Annotated in this window: 3 protein-coding genes and 1 pseudogene; all 4 read right to left on the reverse strand. The window is 36.7% G+C overall.

The window, feature by feature from the left end:
* Positions 1-584 (reverse strand): rolling circle replication-associated protein (locus tag C3B52_RS35385; protein WP_441299881.1); only part of this gene is annotated, 584 nt, incomplete at its 3' end.
* 212 nt (positions 585-796) lie between these two features.
* Entirely contained in the window at positions 797-1087 is a 291-nt protein-coding gene (locus C3B52_RS35390; RefSeq protein ID WP_103110989.1) for a hypothetical protein, read from the reverse strand.
* Positions 1088-1122: 35 nt separating this feature from the next.
* Positions 1123-1248 carry a hypothetical protein gene (locus tag C3B52_RS38000; RefSeq protein ID WP_268811931.1) on the reverse strand — a complete coding sequence of 42 codons (126 nt, stop codon included), beginning with the start codon at positions 1246-1248 and terminating at the stop codon, positions 1123-1125.
* 54 nt (positions 1249-1302) lie between these two features.
* A pseudogene (locus C3B52_RS35395) lies at positions 1303-1739 on the reverse strand (rolling circle replication-associated protein); the annotation flags it as partial.

Raw genomic sequence — 1739 nt, forward strand, 5'->3', positions numbered from 1 at the left:
ACATCAGTTAAATATGCTGATAAATAAGCCCCTATATTATCAACATCTTTTAATGGCTTGATCGTAACGAATCCATGCCCCCATAATTCCCTCAGCTCAGCATTAGGGATAAAAAGAGATTCCACATCATTAAATCTCATAAGCACATGACAATGCCATGCACCACGCCCTTGCGGCTCTACCACACTTATATAATCAATAGTTGTTTTATCTTTATACTTATATTTAAGGCGCTTAATAAATTTATTAAAATCTTTATATAGTTGATTATGATCAGTCATGTTTTCTGCATAAGTCTGAATCAAATGCAATTCATTTGGTTTACCTACAAAATTATTATTTATAAGATACCTGAGACGCTTAAATGTTTGCCGCAATGAATTTTCATTTTCTCCCCGATTTACAGACAAAGAGAACTCTTTCTTCTCCCCTGTTTCTAAATCAACATAATGATGCTTGTCCAGTTTACGAATACGGCTACGCGTGTTCATTTTCGCCATATGCTGAATCTCAATAATATGATTCATAGAGGTAACTGTTACAAGATCATCAGGCATAATAATCACATCATCATTCAGATTCATCACACCCCCTTAGGAGGTCCTTTCGCGATTCTATCAAAACGGTGGTAAGTTACAGTTAAATCAAGTCTAATAGAAACCTCGAAAATCACTCTTATTTTTCTCCTGTTGTTTAATTAAAATCAAGTTAATAGAAAAGATTCGTTTTGAAGTTACGACCTTCCCCGCCCTGCCAGATCGGCAGATGGTTTAAAGGGTGCTGCACGGGGTCCCGATCAACTTTCCTTGCTCCCTTGAATCGGCAGCGCTTCTGCACCTGAAAATATCTCCATCATTACCTGTATCATCTTAGGATCAGCCAATATTGTTTGAGCAATTTCCTCTGAACTCTCCTTCAATACTCTATTAGCCCTATCTTTCATATCATAATTCGCATCCAACCAAGAACCAACAATGTAGGCCACTAAACTATTTAGCGTCATCCCATATCGTTCTGCCATTTCTTCAATTCGTTGCTGATTATAATCACTCAAACGAACTTGTAATTTCTTTTTTGAATTTTCCAAATCATACCGCCTCCTTGACCATAATAGTACCATTATTAAGTCAAAATGGTCAATATCTCCGTTTTCCATATGATGTTAGCAAAAAGATAAGCCGAAGCACCCACTTCGACGATCGAAGGAACCTTCAGTCCCTCCTCACGCCGCTGTGTTCGCTTCGGCATATTTACGTTTCCATTTCACCCAAAGGCCATCCTGGCATCATACAAATGGTCTATTTATACTCTTTTCAGGTTATACTGAATGAACGATACTTCGTTATCAAAATTTTCAGTTTCAACAGCATATTTTTTTTGGTAGTGGGGAGTCGCATTCCCTACTATTTTTTTTGTTTTTTTATACTGCATTCGTTTCCGTTCCGGATATTCAATTCCTTTAGATTTCCGATATAACTTCATACCTGAAGGATACATATGAAGTCGTCCGCCTTTAACAATCATTTTCTCTTTTCCATCAACATTAACACCCTTAATCTTTAGCTTTTCATTACATAAAGCTTTCTCTAAATAATTTTCTGGATCTAACTCTACATCAGTTAAATATGCTGATAAATAAGCCCCTATATTATCAACATCTTTTAATGGCTTGATCGTAACGAATCCATGCCCCCATAATTCCCTCAGCTCAGCATTAGGGATAAAAAGAGATTCCACAT

The organism is Brevibacillus reuszeri (assembly GCF_002897295.1).
Lineage (GTDB): Bacteria > Bacillota > Bacilli > Brevibacillales > Brevibacillaceae > Brevibacillus > Brevibacillus reuszeri_A.

What these genes read in the sequence shown, in the direction of transcription:
- C3B52_RS38000 (WP_268811931.1), bottom strand. Translation starts at nt 1,248, where the DNA reads ATGCCGAAGCGAACACAGCGGCGTGAGGAGGGACTGAAGGTTCCTTCG.